Source organism: Streptomyces sp. NPDC003327 (assembly GCF_053589515.1).
In genome coordinates, this window is record NZ_JBSFSA010000044.1 from 37,190 (window position 1) to 51,618 (window position 14,429).

Consider the following 14,429-nt stretch of genomic DNA (forward strand, 5'->3'; position numbering starts at 1 on the left):
CTTGCCCCGTCGATACGAAAGTCTCGACCTGAGCGACTCGGGTATCCCGACGGCCCGCACGGCCGCAGGACCGCCCCCGACCTGCGTACATTGCCGCTATGACACCAACGGACCGGCAGCGCTGGCTGCTCCCCTCCCACCTGGCCGAACCGGGCGGGGACGGAGCCGCCCCGCCCCGCCGCACCGTCCGCGACTGGGTCGTCGACACCGTCCTCTTCCTGCTCGCCGCGCTCGTCGGCGTGCTCGCCGCGGAGACCAGCGCCAAGTACACCAGCGAGGCCGTCGCCCTCACCGACCAGGTGATCGGCGCCGCCGCCTGCTGCGCCCTCTGGCTCCGCCGCCGGTGGCCCGCCGGGCTCACGATCGCCCTCGTCCTCGTCGCCACCGTCGTCCCCGTGGCCGCCGGCGCCCTCCTGGCGAGCCTCTTCAGCCTCGCCGTGCGCCGCCCCTTCCGCGACATCGCCTGGATCGCGGCGCTCGCCCTCGTCAGCTCGGTCGTCTCGGTCTTCGTCCGCCCCGACCCCGAGACCTCGACCGGGCTCAACATCGTCCTCAGCCTGCTCCTCGTCCTCCTCGTCACCGCCTGGGGCATGCTCGTCCGCTCCCGGCGCCAGCTCGTCGAAGCGCTCCGCGAACGCGCCCGCCGCGCCGAGGCCGAGGCCGAACTCCGCGCCGCCCAGGCCCAGCGCCTCGCCCGCGAGGCCATCGCCCGCGAGATGCACGACGTCCTCGCCCACCGCCTCACCCTGCTCAGCGTGCACGCCGGAGCCCTGGAGTTCCGGCCCGACGCCCCGCCCGAACAGATCGCCCGCGCCGCCGGAGTGATCCGCGACAGCGCCCACGAGGCCCTCCAGGACCTCCGCGAGATCATCGGCGTGCTGCGCGCCCCGGGGGAGGACGGCGCCCCCGACCGGCCCCAGCCCACGCTCGCCACCCTCGACGCCCTCGTCGCCGAATCCCGCGAGGCCGGGATGACGGTCCGGCTCGACTCCACCGTCGACGACCCGACGGGCGTCCCCGCCGCCACCGGCCGCACCGTGTACCGCATCGCCCAGGAGGGCCTCACCAACGCACGCAAGCACGCACCCGGCGCCGAGGTCACCGTCACCGTCCGCGGCCGCCCCGGCGAGGGCCTCACCGTCGGCATCAGCAACCCCGCCCCCGCCGGGCCCGTCCCGCACGTCCCCGGCTCCGGCCAGGGCCTCATCGGCCTCACCGAGCGCGCCGCCCTCGCCGGCGGCCGCCTGGAGCACGGACCGGCCCCCGACGGCGGCTTCGCGCTGCACGCCTGGCTACCGTGGCCCGCATGACCATCCGGCTGCTCGTCGTCGACGACGACCCCCTCGTCCGCGCGGGACTCGCCCTCATGCTCGGCGGCGCCGAGGACATCGAACTCGTCGGCGAGGGGGCCGACGGCGGTGACGTCCCCGACCTCGTCGAGCGGCTCGCCCCCGACGTCGTCCTCATGGACATCCGCATGCCGCGCGTCGACGGGCTCACCGCCACCGAACGCCTCCGCGCCCTTCCCGGCGCCCCCGAGGTCGTCGTGCTCACCACCTTCCACGCCGACGCACAGGTCCTGCGCGCCCTGCGCGCCGGGGCCGCCGGGTTCGTCCTCAAGGACACCCCGCCCGCCGAGATCGTCGCGGCCGTCCGCCGCGTCGCGGCCGCGAACCGGTCCTCTCCCCGGCCGTCACCCGCCAGCTCATGAGCCACGTCGCGGGGGAGCAGCCCCCGTCCCCGCACGCCGCCGCCCCCGGCCGCGCGGCCGCCGCCGCCCGCCTCGACGAACTCACCGACCGGGAGCGGGAGGTGGCCGTCGCCGTCGGCCGCGGCCACTCCAACGCAGAGATCGCCGCCGGTCTCTACATGGGCGTGCCCACCGTCAAGACGTACGTCTCCCGGATCCTGGCCCGGCTCGGCCTCAACAACCGCGTGCAGAGCGCCCTCCTGGTGCACGAGGCCGGTCTGTCGGCCGACGAGGACGGCGTCTAGGCTCGGACGATGTCCGTCATCGATCTGGGGGAGTACGGCGCGGACTTCACCGCGAACCCTTACCCGTACTACGAGAAGATGCGTGCGGCCGGCCCGGTCCACCGGGTGCGCACGCCCGACGGGGCCGTGGTCTGGCTGGTCGTCGGCCACGAGGAGGCGAGGGCCGCGCTGAGCGACCCGAGGCTGTCCAAGTCGCCGTCCGTGCTGGGGACGACCATGCTCGACGAGGAGCTCATCGGCCCCAACCTGCTGGTCCTCGACCCGCCCGACCACACCCGGCTGCGCCGGCTCATCGCCGGGGAGTTCACCGGGCGGCGCGTCGAGTCGCTCAGGCCCCGCGTCCAGCGGCTCACCGACGACCTCCTCGACGCGATGGAACCGGCCGGGCGCGCCGACCTCGTCGACGCCCTCGCCTTCCCCCTGCCCATCACCGTCATCTGCGAACTCCTCGGTGTCCCGGCGGCCGACCGCGACGCCTTCCGCCGCTGGTCGAACGAGATCGTCGCGCCCAGCGGAGCGGAACCCGAGCGGGAGGCGATCGAGAGCCTCGCCGCCTACCTCGGCGAACTCGTGGAGGACAAGCGGGCCGCCGGGCCCACCGACGACCTGCTCTCCGCCCTGATCACCGCCCGGGCCGAGGACGGCGACCGGCTGTCGCTCCCCGAACTGCGCGGCCTGGCCTACCTTCTGCTGCTCGCGGGCCACGAGACGACCGTGAACCTCATCGCCAACGCCGTACGGGCGCTGCTCACCCACCCCGGTCAGCGTGCCGCGCTCCGGGCCGATCCCGGCCTGCTCGACGGCCTGATCGAGGAGACGCTGCGCTGGGAGGGGCCGGTGGAGACGGCCACGTTCCGGTTCAGCCGGGAGGCCGTGGCGGTCGGGGAGACGGTGATTCCCGCGTACGAGCCGGTCCTCGTCTCCCTCGCCGCGGGCGGCCGCGACCCCGAGCGCTTCCCCGACCCCGACCGCTTCGACATCACCCGTGACCCGCGCGGCCACCTCGCCTTTGGGCACGGCATCCACTACTGCCTGGGCGCCCCGCTCGCCCGCCTGGAGGCGCAGGTCGCGCTCCGGACGGTCCTCGACCGTTTCCCGGGGCTGGAACTCGACACGGGTGCCGGTCCGTTGGAGTGGTTGCCCGGCATGCTCATGCGCGGGACCCGTCGTCTCCCCGTCCGGTGGTGAAGCCTTGAGCGACCAGAACCCCGCCCTCGACCTCGACCTCGCCCGAAAGGTCCTCGACGCGCAGCCGTTCAGCCGCTTCGTCGGCGCGCGCCTCACCGCGTTCGGCGAGGGCCGGGCGGTCCTGGAGGTGGACCACCGCGAGGAGCTGAGACAGCAGAACGGCTTCCTGCACGGCGGGGTGCTGTCGTACGCGGCGGACAACGCGATCACGTTCGCCGCGGGCGCGGAGCTCGGCGCGGCCGTGCTGACGGCGGGGTTCTCCATCCAGTACGTGCGGCCCGCGACGGACGGCGTGCTGCGGGCCCGGGCGGAGGTGGTCCACGCCGGAAGACGCCAGGCGGTGGTGCGGTGCGACCTGTCGACCGTCGACGAGCACGGCACGGAGACCCTGTGCGCGGTCGCCCAGGGCACGGTGCTGTCAGCCGGCTGACCCAGCCCCGCCGCCCACCGCCGGCCCGTCCACGGCGCGCCCGCCCACCGCCCCGCCCACCGTCGGCCCGCCCGCCGCCGCCCCGCCGACCTCGGTGAGCCGCACCGGGCGGCGCTCCCGGCGCGAGCGCTCGCACGCCTCGGCGATGCGCAGCGCCGCCAGGGCCTCCCGGCCGTCGCAGGGGTTCGCCGCCTCGCCGCGCACCAGCCGTACGAAGGCGTCCAGCTCGGCCTCGTACGCCGGGGCGAACCGCTCCAGGAACCCCGGCCAGGGCTTGACCGGCGCGGCCGGGCCCTGCGGTTCGACGGAGGCCAGCGGCGTGCGGTCGTCCAGGCCCACCGCGATCTGGTCCCGGTCGCCCGCCAGCTCCATCCGCACGTCGTACCCGGCGCCGTTGCAGCGGGTCGCGGTCGCCGTCACCAGCGTCCCGTCGTCCAGGGTGAGCAGCGCGGCCGCCGTGTCCACGTCACCCGCCGCGCGGAACATGGCGGGGCCCGCGTCCGCTCCGGTCGCGTAGACCTCCACGACCTCCCGGCCGGTCACCCAGCGGACGACGTCGAAGTCGTGCACGAGACAGTCGCGGAAGAGTCCGCCGGAGAGCGGCAGGTACGCGGCGGGCGGCGGCTCCGGGTCGGAGGTGACCGCGCGCACCGTGTGCAGCCGGCCGAGCCGCCCCGCGCGCACCGCCTCCCTGGCCGCCCGGTATCCGGCGTCGAAGCGGCGCATGAAGCCGAGCTGGAGCTCCGTCCCCGCCGCCGCCACCGCCGCGAGCGCCGCCCGCGTCCCCGGCACGTCCAGCGCGATCGGCTTCTCGCAGAAGGCCGGCAGACCGGCCCCGGCCACCCGCGCGATCAGCTCCGCGTGCGCGGCCGTCGCCGAGGCGATCACCACCGCGTCGAGCGGCTGCCCGAGCAGCGCGTCCACGTCGGGCACGGCCCGCGCGCCGAGCACCCGCGCGACCCCGGCCGCCCGGAGCGGGTCCGCGTCCGCCAGGACCAGCGCCCCGACCGCCGGATGGCGGGCCAGCACACCCGCGTGGAAACCGCCGATCCGTCCCGTACCGATCAGTCCGATGCGCATGCGCCCACCGTGGAGGCGCCCGTCCGCGCTGTCAAGGTTTGTCAGGACAAACGGACGGCACGGCTTCCCGTCCCCGGCGCGCGGGGCTACGCTCCCACGCGTGTCCAAGCAGCCCGGCTCCTCCCTGCCCCCGCTCGCCGTGGACCGCGGCAGCCCGGTCCCGCTCTACTTCCAGCTCGCCCAGCAGCTGGAGAGCGCGGTGGCGAACGGGACCCTCACCCCGGGCACGCTCCTCGGCAACGAGATCGACCTCGCCACCCGCCTCGGCCTCTCCCGCCCCACCGTCCGCCAGGCCATCCACACCCTCGTCGACAAGGGCCTCCTCGTCCGCCGCCGGGGCGTCGGCACCCAGGTCGTCCACAGCACCGTCCGCCGCCCCCTGGAGCTGAGCAGCCTCTTCGACGACCTGGAGGCGGCCGGGCACCGCCCCGCGACCCGCGTCCTCGTCGACCGCCTCGAACCCGCCACCGCCGAGGTCGCCGCCGCCCTCCGCGTACCCGAGGGCACCGAGGTCCACTACCTCGAACGGCTCCGCACCGCGCACGGCGAGCCCATGGCGTACCTCCGCAACCACCTGCCCGCCGGGCTCCTCGCCGCCGACAGCGAGGAGCTGGCCACCACCGGCCTCTACCGGCTGCTCCGCTCCGCCGCCCGCACCCTGCACAGCGCCCGCCAGACCGTCGGCGCCCGCGCCGCGACCGCCGAGGAGGCGGCCCTGCTCGACGAGCGGGAGGGCGCCCCCCTCCTCACCATGGGACGCACCACCTTCGACGACACGGGCCGCGCGGTCGAGTACGGAGCGCACCTCTACCGGGCCGGCCGCTACTCCTTCGAGTTCCAGCTGATGGTCCGTCCGTAGCCCCGCCGCGAGCCGCGGCAACCCCCCTGACGAGCGGCGCGACCCGCATGACCGATACTGCAATGCACGCAGAAGGACACAAAGGAGGGCACGGCCTCGTGACCAGGCTTCGGACAGGAGGGGTACGCGCCGCAGTCGGCGCCGTGCTCGCGCTCACGCTCACGGGAGCGCTCGCCGGGTGCAGCAGCACCGGCGGCAAGCGGGCGGAGGACGCCCGCAAGGCGGCGGCCGCCCAGGGCAGGGCGGCCGTGAACACCCCCCGCTGGACCTTCGCCATGGTGACCCACTCGGGCGACGGCGACACCTTCTGGGACATCGTCCAGAACGGCGCCAAGCAGGCCGCCGTCAAGGACAACATCAACTTCCTCTACGCCCACAGCGACGAGGCGCAGCAGCAGGCGCAGCTCATCGACTCCTACGTCGCCAAGGGCGTCGACGGGCTCGTCGTCACCCTCGCCAAGCCCGACGCGATGAAGGCCTCCGTCGAGAAGGCCGTCAAGGCCGGCATCCCCGTCATCACCGTGAACTCGGGCGCCGAGCAGTCCAAGGCCTTCGGCGCGCTCACCCACATCGGCCAGGACGAGACCGTCGCCGGCCAGGCCGTCGGCGAGGAACTCGACAAGCGTGGCCGGAAGAAGGCCCTCTGCGTCCTGCACGAGCAGGGGAACGTCGGCCACGAGCAGCGCTGCGCCGGGGCCAAGGAGACCTTCGGCGGCGAACTGGTCAACCTCTACGTCGACGGCACCAACATGCCCGACGTGAAGGCGTCCATCGAGGCCAAGCTCCAGTCCGACAAGGACGTGGACGCCGTCGTCACCCTCGGCGCCCCCTTCGCCGACGCCGCCGTCCAGGCCGCGAAGAGCGCAGGAAGCAAGGCCGAGGTCGACACCTTCGACCTCAACGCCAAGGTCGCCGCCGCCCTCAAGGCCGGCACCCTCGGCTTCGCCGTCGACCAGCAGCCCTACCTCCAGGGGTACGAGGCCGTCGACCTGCTCTGGCTCTACCGCTACAACGCCGACGTCCTCGGCGGCGGCAAGCCGGTGCTGACCGGCCCCCAGATCATCACCAAGGACCAGGCCGCCGCGCTCGAGGAGTACACCGAGCGGGGCACCCGATGAGCTCCACCACCCCCTCCGGCCTCGACCACGTCGACGAACGACTGCTCCGCACCACCCCGCTGAAGAAGCTGCTCGCCCGCCCCGAGCTGGGCTCGGTCGTCGGCGCCGTCGCCGTCTTCGCCTTCTTCGCGGTCGTCGCCGACAGCTTCCTGAACCCCTCCAGCCTCGGCACCGTCCTCTACGCGGCCTCGACCCTCGGCATCATGGCCGTCCCGGTCGCCCTGCTGATGATCGGCGGCGAGTTCGACCTCTCCGCCGGCGTCCTCGTCACGAGCTCGGCGCTGGTCTCCTCGATGTTCAGCTACCAGATGACCGCGAACGTCTGGGTCGGCGTCGGCGTCTCGCTGCTCGTCACCCTCGCGGTCGGCGCCTTCAACGGCTACATGCTGACCCGCACGAAACTGCCCAGCTTCATCATCACGCTCGGCACCTTCCTCATGCTGACCGGCCTCAACCTCGGCCTCACCAAGCTGATCGCCGGCACCGTCTCCACCAAGACCATCGCCGACATGGAGGGCTTCCCCTCCGCCCACGCGCTCTTCGCCTCCCACCTCACCGTCGGCGGCGTCGACCTGGAGGTCACCATCCTGTGGTGGTTCGGCCTCGTCGCCCTCGCCACCTGGATCCTGCTGCGCACCCGCTTCGGCAACTGGATCTTCGCCGTCGGCGGCGGCGCCGACGCCGCCCGCGCGGTCGGCGTCCCCGTCTTCCGTACGAAGATCGGCCTCTACCTGGGCGTGGCCTTCTGCGCCTGGGTCTCCGGCCAGCACCTGCTCTTCTCCTTCGACGTCGTCCAGTCCGGCGAAGGCGTCGGCAACGAGCTGATCTACATCATCGCGGCCGTCATCGGCGGCTGCCTGATCACCGGCGGGTACGGCTCGGCCATCGGCTCCGCCGTCGGCGCCCTGATCTTCGGCATGACCAGCAAGGGCATCGTCTACGCCGAGTGGAACCCCGACTGGTTCAAGTTCTTCCTCGGCGCGATGCTGCTGCTCGCCACCCTGCTCAACGCCTGGATCCGCAAGCGCGTGGAGGCCACCAAGTGACGACGGCGAACACCACCGCCCCGCTCGTCGAGCTCGACGACGTCAGCAAGTACTACGGGAACATCCGCGCCCTCGAAGGGGTCTCCCTGGAGGTCCGGGCCGGCGAGATCACCTGCGTCCTCGGCGACAACGGCGCCGGCAAGTCCACCCTCATCAAGATCGTCGCCGGCCTGCACCGCCACGACGCCGGCGCCTTCCGCATCGAGGGCGAGGACGTCAGCCTGGCCAACCCGCGCGAAGCCCTCGACCGCGGCATCGCCACCGTCTACCAGGACCTCGCCGTCGTCCCCCTCATGCCCGTCTGGCGGAACTTCTTCCTCGGCTCCGAACCCACCAAGGGCAGGGGCCCGCTCAAGCGGCTCGACGTCGCCCGCATGCGGACCACCACCCGCGAGGCCCTGCTCCGCATGGGCATCGACCTCCGCGACGTCGACCAGCCCATCGGCACGCTCTCCGGCGGCGAGCGCCAGTGCGTCGCCATCGCCCGCGCCGTCCACTTCGGCGCCAAGGTCCTCGTCCTCGACGAGCCCACCGCCGCGCTCGGCGTCAAGCAGTCCGGCGTCGTCCTCAAGTACGTCGCCGCCGCGCGCGACGAGGGCCTCGGCGTGGTCCTCATCACGCACAACCCCCACCACGCCTACCTCGTCGGCGACCGATTCGTCCTCCTCAAGCGGGGCGTCATGGCCGCGAGCCACTCCAAGGACTCCGTCACGCTCGACGAGTTGACCCGCCAGATGGCAGGCGGCAGCGAGCTGGAGGACCTCCGCCACGAGCTGGAGCGGCCCACCGCCACCTGACGGCCTCCCGACACCCCACCTGGCAGAATCGGAGCCGATGAGTACCTACCGTGACCTCGCCCACCGAGGATCCGCGCGCGGGACCGTGCTGCGGACCGTCGGGACCCGGGAGCGGCGCTCCCACCTGACGGCACCCCGGGTGCCGACCGTCGGCATCGACATCGGCGGTACGAAGGTGATGGCGGGGGTCGTCGACGCCGACGGCAACATCCTGGAGAAGCTCCGCACCGAGACCCCCGACAAGTCCAAGAGCCCCAAGGTCGTCGAGGACACCATCGTCGAACTGGTCCTCGACCTCTCCGACCGGCACGACGTCCACGCCGTCGGCATCGGCGCGGCCGGCTGGGTCGACGCCGACCGGGCCCGGGTGCTCTTCGCCCCCCACCTCGCCTGGCGCAACGAACCCCTCAGGGACGCCCTGCAGGGCCGGCTCGCCGTCCCCGTCATGGTCGACAACGACGCCAACACCGCCGCCTGGGCCGAATGGCGCTTCGGCGCCGGACGCGGCGAGGACCATCTCGTCATGATCACCCTCGGCACCGGCATCGGCGGCGCCATCCTGGAGGACGGCCAGGTCAAGCGCGGCAAGTACGGGGTCGCCGGAGAGTTCGGCCACATGCAGGTCGTCCCCGGCGGCCACCGCTGCCCCTGCGGGAACCGCGGCTGCTGGGAGCAGTACAGCTCCGGCAACGCCCTCGTCCGCGAGGCCCGCGAGCTGGCCGCCGCCGACTCCCCGGTCGCGTACAACATCATCGAGCGGGTCAAGGGGAACGTCCCGGAGATCACCGGGCCCCTCATCACCGAGCTGGCCCGCGAGGGCGACGCCATGTGCGTCGAGCTCCTCCAGGACATCGGCCAGTGGCTCGGCGTCGGCATCGCCAACCTCGCCGCGGCCCTCGACCCGTCCTGCTTCGTCATCGGCGGCGGCGTCTCCGCCGCCGACGACCTGCTCATCGGCCCCGCGCGGGACGCCTTCCGGCGCCACCTCACCGGCCGCGGCTACCGCCCCGAGGCCCGCATCACCCGCGCCCAGCTCGGCCCCGAGGCCGGCATGGTCGGCGCCGCCGACCTCGCCCGGCTCGTCGCCCGCCGCTTCCGCCGCGCCAACCGGCGCCGGGTCGAGCGGTACGAACGGTACGAGCGCTACGCCCAGGCCTTCCGCAACGGCACCCAGGGGCGCACCGACCGCACCCCCGAGGAACCCCGTCCATGACCGTGCCCCACCAGACCAGTCCACCCCGCCGGGAGGACAAGCTGCCGGAGGACCACCGGCACATGATCCGCCGCCGGTGGCTCACGGCGATCATCATCGTCCTGCTCGTCGGCATCCCGGCCGGCTACCTCGTGATCTCCGCGGGCCAGAGCCGCGACAGCGGCCTGGACAAGGAGCGCGAGTCCTCCGTCGTCGGCCTCCAGGACAACTGGCCCTCTCTGATGAAGCGCCGCGTCTTCGAGGTCCCTATCCCGGCCGGCTCGTGGGGCGTCGCGTACTACGAGACCAGCAACTGGAAGACCAGCCGCCTCTACGTCCGCTTCACCACGACCGCCACCGGGCTCGACACCTTCCTCGCCGAGTCCGGTACGAGCCGAGCCGGGCTCACCCCCGGCCGGGTCACCGTCGGCGACCGCGACGCGGACATCGTCGGCTGGACCTTCACCCCGGGCCCGGCCTGGTCCGGGACCACCGTCACCCGCGAGGAACCCCGGCCCGCGACGGACATCACCGTCGACCTGACGGATCCGGCCTTCCCGACGGTGTACGCCGTCTCCACGACGAGTCCCTGACGCCGCGGAGACCGCGCACACCGGCCGTCAGTGGGGCAGTCCGACGGCGCGTTCGCCGCTCCGGCGCTGCTGGATGACGACGGCGATGACGAGCAGCGCGCCCTGGGCGACGTTCTGCCAGAAGGTGTTGATGCCCTCGACGGTGAGGCCGTTCTCCAGGCAGCCGAGCAGCGCCACCGCCAGGAGGGTGCCGCCGATGCCGCCCTTGCCGCCCTTGAGGGCGGCGCCGCCGAGCGCGGCGGCCGTGATGGCCTTCAGTTCGAGGCCCTCGCTGCCGGAGACGGGCTGGCCCGAGCCGGTGCGCGCGGTCAGCAGGATGCCGGCCACGGCGGCGACGACACCGATCAGGGTGTAGACGCAGATCAGGTACTTGTTGATGCTGATGCCGGCGAGGCGCGCCGCGGTGTCGTTGCCGCCGATGGCGTACAGGTTGCGGCCGATGTCGGTGTACTTGAGCAGCAGGTGCACCGTGACCGAGACGACGATCAGGATCCACACCATGACCGGAAGCCCGGCGATCTTGCCGCGGCCGAGGAAGACGAAGACGTCGTTGTTGAGGACGTAGCCCTGCGCGCGGCCGTCGGAGAGCAGCTGGGCGAGGCCCTTGTAGGCGGCGAGCCCGGCGAGGGTGGCGATCGTCGGGTTGACCCGTCCGTAGACGATGACCAGGCCGTTCAGCGCGCCGATGAGGACGCCGACGACTATCGCCGCGGCCATGCCGAGGAACGCGCCGGAGCCGGTCGTCGTGAAGACCATCGCGCTGACGACGGACGCGACGCCGACCTGCGAGCCGACGGAGATGTCGAGGCCGCCGCAGATGATGACGACGGTCTGCACGACGGCCAGGAGCCCGGTGATGGTCGCCGCCTCGGCGATCACCTGCATGTTCGACAGGCTCAGGTAGTTCTCGTTGAGGACGCCGAAGAGGACGAGGACGACGACGAGCGCACCGATGAGGCTGATGTTCTGACCGCCGATGCCGGCGAGGAGGCCCGACCGGCGCCGAGCGGGGGCGGCACCGTCGCGGGGTTCCTTCACATCCGGTCCGGGGGTGGTGGTGAGGGTCATGAGGAGGCTCCAGGTGCGGCGCCGGCGATGTCGTCGGCCATGGCGAGTGCGAGGATGGATTCTTCGGTGGCTTCACCGCGGTCGAGTTCGCCGGTGATCCGGCCGCCCTGCATGACCACGACCCGGTCGGCCAGACCGAGGAGTTCGGGAAGCTCCGAGGAGATGACGAGTACGGCGACGCCCTCGGCGGCCAGGTCGGCGACGATCTGGTAGATCTCCGCCTTCGCACCGACGTCGATGCCGCGGGTGGGCTCGTCGAGGATGAGGACCTTCGGCTTGCGGGCGAGCCAGCGGGCGAGCACGACCTTCTGCTGGTTGCCGCCGGACAGCTTGCGCACCTCGTGGTCGATCGACGGGGTGCGCACCCTCAGCCGGTCGGAGAAGTCCTGGGCGAGGCGGCGTTCCGCGGACCGCCGCACGAAGCGGAAGCGCCGCAGCCGGTCGAGCACGACGAGGGAGGTGTTCTCCTTGACGGACTGCTGGAGGAAGAGCGCCTGGGCCTTGCGCTCCTCCGGCGCCAGGCCGAGTCCCGCGCGGATGACGTCGCCGGGCCGGCCGCTGCGGAGCCGTACGCCGTCGAGGGTGGCGGTCCCGGACCGGACGGGCAGGTCGCCGGCGAGGGCGAGGGCCAGCTCGGAGCGCCCGGCACCGATGAGGCCCGCCAGCCCGACGACCTCGCCCGCGTGCACGCGCAGCGAGATGTCGGTGACGTCGTCGGTGGTGAGGTTCCGGACGTCGAGGACGAGCCGGTCGGTGGCGACCTTCTGCCGTACGAACATGGCGGACAGGTCACGGCCCACCATGAGGCGCACCAGCTCGTTCTCGTCGGTGGTCCGCGCGTCCTGGACTCCGACGAGGTTGCCGTCGCGCAGGACCGCGATGCGGTCGGCGAGCTGGAAGATCTCCTGCATGCGGTGCGAGACGTAGACGAGGGCGATGCCCTCCTCGCGCAGGCGCCGGATCAGCGCGAACAGCGCCTCCACCTCGTTCTCGGAGAGCGAGGAGGTGGGCTCGTCGAAGGCGATCAGACGGGCGGGCGTGTCACCGGTCAGCGCGCGCATGATCTCGACCAACTGCCTCTGCGCCGGGGTGAGTTGTGAACCGAGCAGATCGGGGTCGAGGACGTGGGCGAAGCCGAGCCGGTCCAGGTCGGCCCTGATGCGCCGGTCGAGCTCGGCCCGGTCGAGCACCCGCCCGCGCGTGCGGGGCAGCGCGCCCGCGTACACGTTCTCGGCGACCGAGACGTGCGGGACGATCTCGGGCTCCTGCGGGATGATCCGGATGCCGGCGGCGCGGGCGCGCGCCGGGGAGTCGAGCGTGACGGGGACTCCGTCCACGACCACGTGGCCCTCGGTCGGCTGGTGGTCGCCGGTGAGGGTCTTCAGCAGGGTGGACTTGCCCGCGCCGTTCTCGCCCATGAGGGCGGTGACCTGCCCGGCGGGGAAGTCGAGGGTGACGCCGCCCAGGGCCCGGACCTCACCGAAGCGCTTGACGAGGCCCGACACTCCGACGGACGGGGGGCGGGAGCCCGCGGGAGGCGGGCCGTCGGGGGAACCCGGGGCGGAACCCGGGTGGGGGGCTGGTGTCATGGATCGGTTCACCTCGAAGGCAGCGTGCAGTCGTGGTCGGAGGGCCCGACGAAGGGGAGGGGTTCACCGGCCGGCGGCGCGTCGAGCGGCGGCCGCTGGCCGGGAGTACCGGGGGCGGGGCGTCCCTCAGCCGCAGGTGACGCCGGCGCTCTTCCACGAGGTCCGGTCGACCATGGTGGTCGGGGCGAAGGCCTCGGCCGGGAAGTCCTTGCCGTTCTTGAGCTTGTCGTACATGGTCTGGACGGCCAGCGCGCCGACGTCCTTGCCGTTGATGAACAGCGCGGCCTTCATACCGGTCGCCTTGTCCGACTGCCACTCCTTGCAGGCCAGGTAGGCGCCGAGGCCCACGCCGATCACACGGTCGGCGGAGATGCCGGCGTTGGCGAGCGCCGTGACGCCGCCCATCACGTTCTCGTCGTTGCAGCCCCAGATCACCCAGTTCTTCACCCCGGCGTTGGCGGTGACCGTCGCGGCGATCTTGTCCTGGGCGCCGGTGGGCGTGTTGTCGGTGGGGACGTCGATGGTCTTCACGCCCGGGACGGCCGCGTCGAACGCCTTCTTCGCGCCCGCGACGCGGTCGCCGCACACGGTCACGTCCTGCTTCCAGGCGGAGACGATCCGGGTGTCGGCGGCCGTCCAGCTGGCCTTCTTGAACTCGGCGGCGGCACGCTTGCCGACCTCCTCGCCCATCTGGGCGCCGCTGAAGCCGATGCGGGGCACCAGGTCGGCCTTGCCGCAGGCGGCCGGGTCGGGGCCGGTGGTGCAGATCTGGTCGTCGGAGGTGAGGAGCACGACGCCGCCGTCCTTGGCGGTCTGCACGACCTGCGGGCCGACCGCCGGGTCCGGGACGACGATGATGACGCCGTTCGTCTTCTGGGCGATGGCCGACTGCACCTCGCTGACGGTCTTGTTGGCGTCGTTCCCCAGGTTGACGACCTTCAGGTCGATGCCGAGCTGCGCGGCCTTCTCCTTCGCGCCGGCGGCCTCGCCGATGAAGTACTCCTGGTCGCCCTGCTTCTGCAGGTACGTGATCGAGATCTTGCCGTCGACCTTCGCGACGGAGTCGTCCGAGGCGGACGTCTTGCCGGACGAGCAGGCCGTGCTCAGCCCGAGGGTGACGAGAAGGCCGGTGGCGACGGCGACACGGCGGGATGCGGAACGGTTCATCGGTGGCTCCTTGATTCCGGGAGGCGAGGGGCGGGCCGCGAGGCGCCCGACGGGCCATCACAACCCTTCGCACACAAACAAATACAAACATCTGAGGGCAGGGTGTGGCCCGTTGGCGCGAGCCGGGGGAGGGGCCCCGGGCCTCCCGGAGGGGGAGGCCCGGGGCGGTGGTGCCTTACTTGTTGACCGTGAATCCCTGGTCGTTGCCGTACTTGACGCTGGTGTCCTGCCAGGCCTTCAGGCCTTCGGTGAGGGTGGTGTTGCTGACGTAGGCCTTGCCGACGGTGTCGTTGAAGATCGAGTTGGC

Annotated in this window: 13 protein-coding genes and 1 pseudogene; 10 read left to right on the plus strand and 4 right to left on the minus strand. The window is 72.7% G+C overall.

Features of this window, described 5'->3' with window-relative positions:
* The first annotated feature begins 98 nt into the window (after positions 1–98).
* From ACWDVG_RS26295 to ACWDVG_RS26310, 4 genes and pseudogenes are all read left to right on the plus strand, one after another.
* Positions 99–1,310, plus strand: a complete 1,212-nt coding sequence (locus tag ACWDVG_RS26295; RefSeq protein WP_451702504.1) for a sensor histidine kinase — start codon at positions 99–101, stop codon at positions 1,308–1,310.
* A pseudogene (locus tag ACWDVG_RS26300) lies at positions 1,307–1,995 on the plus strand (response regulator). Before ACWDVG_RS26295 ends, ACWDVG_RS26300 begins: the two are co-directional and overlap by 4 nt.
* Before the next feature lie 9 nt (positions 1,996–2,004).
* Positions 2,005–3,183 (plus strand): cytochrome P450 family protein, encoded by a 1,179-nt coding sequence (locus tag ACWDVG_RS26305; RefSeq protein ID WP_451702506.1) that lies wholly within the window; start codon positions 2,005–2,007, stop codon positions 3,181–3,183.
* Between the two features lie 4 nt (positions 3,184–3,187).
* Positions 3,188–3,613: a PaaI family thioesterase gene (locus ACWDVG_RS26310; RefSeq protein ID WP_451702509.1), complete on the plus strand. Its 426-nt coding sequence runs from the start codon at positions 3,188–3,190 to the stop codon at positions 3,611–3,613.
* Here the strand turns inward: ACWDVG_RS26310 and ACWDVG_RS26315 are convergent.
* On the minus strand, positions 3,602–4,693 hold the full coding sequence (locus ACWDVG_RS26315) for a Gfo/Idh/MocA family protein (protein ID WP_451702512.1): 1,092 nt from the start codon (positions 4,691–4,693) through the stop codon (positions 3,602–3,604). The genes ACWDVG_RS26310 and ACWDVG_RS26315 overlap by 12 nt on opposite strands.
* 139 nt (positions 4,694–4,832) lie before the next feature.
* Here ACWDVG_RS26315 and ACWDVG_RS26320 point away from each other — a divergent pair, with 139 nt between their 5' ends.
* The 6 genes from ACWDVG_RS26320 to ACWDVG_RS26345 all read left to right on the plus strand — a co-directional run bounded on the left by ACWDVG_RS26320 (position 4,833) and on the right by ACWDVG_RS26345 (position 10,298).
* Positions 4,833–5,552, plus strand: coding sequence for a GntR family transcriptional regulator (locus ACWDVG_RS26320; RefSeq protein WP_451702536.1), 720 nt, complete (start codon positions 4,833–4,835; stop codon positions 5,550–5,552).
* Positions 5,553–5,650: 98 nt separating this feature from the next.
* On the plus strand, positions 5,651–6,670 hold the full coding sequence (locus tag ACWDVG_RS26325; protein WP_451702514.1) for a sugar ABC transporter substrate-binding protein: 1,020 nt from the start codon (positions 5,651–5,653) through the stop codon (positions 6,668–6,670).
* Positions 6,667–7,716, plus strand: a complete 1,050-nt coding sequence (locus tag ACWDVG_RS26330; RefSeq protein ID WP_451702517.1) for an ABC transporter permease — start codon at positions 6,667–6,669, stop codon at positions 7,714–7,716. The genes ACWDVG_RS26325 and ACWDVG_RS26330 overlap by 4 nt, the downstream gene beginning before the upstream one ends.
* Positions 7,713–8,513, plus strand: a complete 801-nt coding sequence (locus ACWDVG_RS26335; protein WP_451702518.1) for an ATP-binding cassette domain-containing protein — start codon at positions 7,713–7,715, stop codon at positions 8,511–8,513. Before ACWDVG_RS26330 ends, ACWDVG_RS26335 begins: the two co-directional genes overlap by 4 nt.
* A gap of 37 nt (positions 8,514–8,550) precedes the next feature.
* Positions 8,551–9,726 carry an ROK family glucokinase gene (locus tag ACWDVG_RS26340; protein WP_451702520.1) on the plus strand — a complete coding sequence of 392 codons (1,176 nt, stop codon included), beginning with the start codon at positions 8,551–8,553 and terminating at the stop codon, positions 9,724–9,726.
* Complete coding sequence (locus tag ACWDVG_RS26345) at positions 9,723–10,298, plus strand: hypothetical protein (protein WP_451702522.1); 576 nt, start codon at positions 9,723–9,725, stop codon at positions 10,296–10,298. The genes ACWDVG_RS26340 and ACWDVG_RS26345 overlap by 4 nt, the downstream gene beginning before the upstream one ends.
* Positions 10,299–10,325: 27 nt before the next feature.
* Here ACWDVG_RS26345 and ACWDVG_RS26350 read toward each other — a convergent pair whose 3' ends face one another.
* The 3 genes from ACWDVG_RS26350 to ACWDVG_RS26360 all read right to left on the minus strand — a co-directional run bounded on the left by ACWDVG_RS26350 (position 10,326) and on the right by ACWDVG_RS26360 (position 14,122).
* Complete coding sequence (locus ACWDVG_RS26350) at positions 10,326–11,366, minus strand: ABC transporter permease (RefSeq protein WP_451702524.1); 1,041 nt, start codon at positions 11,364–11,366, stop codon at positions 10,326–10,328.
* Positions 11,363–12,955, minus strand: a complete 1,593-nt coding sequence (locus tag ACWDVG_RS26355) for a sugar ABC transporter ATP-binding protein (protein ID WP_451702526.1) — start codon at positions 12,953–12,955, stop codon at positions 11,363–11,365. The genes ACWDVG_RS26350 and ACWDVG_RS26355 overlap by 4 nt, the downstream gene beginning before the upstream one ends.
* A gap of 126 nt (positions 12,956–13,081) precedes the next feature.
* Positions 13,082–14,122: a substrate-binding domain-containing protein gene (locus ACWDVG_RS26360; RefSeq protein ID WP_451702528.1), complete on the minus strand. Its 1,041-nt coding sequence runs from the start codon at positions 14,120–14,122 to the stop codon at positions 13,082–13,084.
* Positions 14,123–14,429 lie beyond the last annotated feature (307 nt).

What these genes read in the sequence shown, in the direction of transcription:
- ACWDVG_RS26295 (WP_451702504.1), top strand. Translation starts at nt 99, where the DNA reads ATGACACCAACGGACCGGCAGCGCTGGCTGCTCCCCTCCCACCTGGCC.
- ACWDVG_RS26305 (WP_451702506.1), top strand. Translation starts at nt 2,005, where the DNA reads ATGTCCGTCATCGATCTGGGGGAGTACGGCGCGGACTTCACCGCGAAC.
- ACWDVG_RS26315 (WP_451702512.1), bottom strand. Translation starts at nt 4,693, where the DNA reads ATGCGCATCGGACTGATCGGTACGGGACGGATCGGCGGTTTCCACGCG.
- ACWDVG_RS26330 (WP_451702517.1), top strand. Translation starts at nt 6,667, where the DNA reads ATGAGCTCCACCACCCCCTCCGGCCTCGACCACGTCGACGAACGACTG.
- ACWDVG_RS26340 (WP_451702520.1), top strand. Translation starts at nt 8,551, where the DNA reads ATGAGTACCTACCGTGACCTCGCCCACCGAGGATCCGCGCGCGGGACC.
- ACWDVG_RS26345 (WP_451702522.1), top strand. Translation starts at nt 9,723, where the DNA reads ATGACCGTGCCCCACCAGACCAGTCCACCCCGCCGGGAGGACAAGCTG.
- ACWDVG_RS26350 (WP_451702524.1), bottom strand. Translation starts at nt 11,366, where the DNA reads ATGACCCTCACCACCACCCCCGGACCGGATGTGAAGGAACCCCGCGAC.
- ACWDVG_RS26355 (WP_451702526.1), bottom strand. Translation starts at nt 12,955, where the DNA reads ATGACACCAGCCCCCCACCCGGGTTCCGCCCCGGGTTCCCCCGACGGC.
- ACWDVG_RS26360 (WP_451702528.1), bottom strand. Translation starts at nt 14,122, where the DNA reads ATGAACCGTTCCGCATCCCGCCGTGTCGCCGTCGCCACCGGCCTTCTC.